The organism is Mesorhizobium sp. M5C.F.Ca.ET.164.01.1.1 (assembly GCF_004792125.1).
GTDB classification, from domain to species: domain Bacteria; phylum Pseudomonadota; class Alphaproteobacteria; order Rhizobiales; family Rhizobiaceae; genus Mesorhizobium; species Mesorhizobium wenxiniae.
Genome location: NZ_SRTG01000327.1, coordinates 1 through 333 on the forward strand (window position 1 = coordinate 1; position 333 = coordinate 333).

Genomic DNA, 333 nt, shown 5'->3' on the forward strand with positions numbered 1-333 from the left:
ATCGGCTGAGACGGACTGGCAAAAGCTTGTAGGACGGCGTCTTCGACTTCGGGTCGTGATGCGCCAAGGGAAAGAGAGGGTTGGTTTCGGGATAATACGCCCCGCAACAGCCCTTCGGGATATTGTAGGGAACGATCTTCAGACCGGTGACCGTGCGGGCGACATTGTCATCGATCGCCGTGGTCACATCGACGATCTCCCCATCGGCGAAGCCTAGTCGGAGGATGTCTTCCCCGTTCATGAATATAATTCGGCGCGTGCCTTCAACGCCGCGAAAGCGGTCACTGTAGCCGTAGATCGTGGTGTTGAACTGATCGTTGGATCGCAGCGTTG

General features: G+C 56.8%; 1 protein-coding gene. It reads right to left on the reverse strand.

The features are described 5' to 3' along the window. A partial coding sequence (locus tag EN807_RS33680; RefSeq protein WP_281405259.1) for a molybdopterin dinucleotide binding domain-containing protein occupies positions 1–333 on the reverse strand: 333 nt, incomplete at both ends.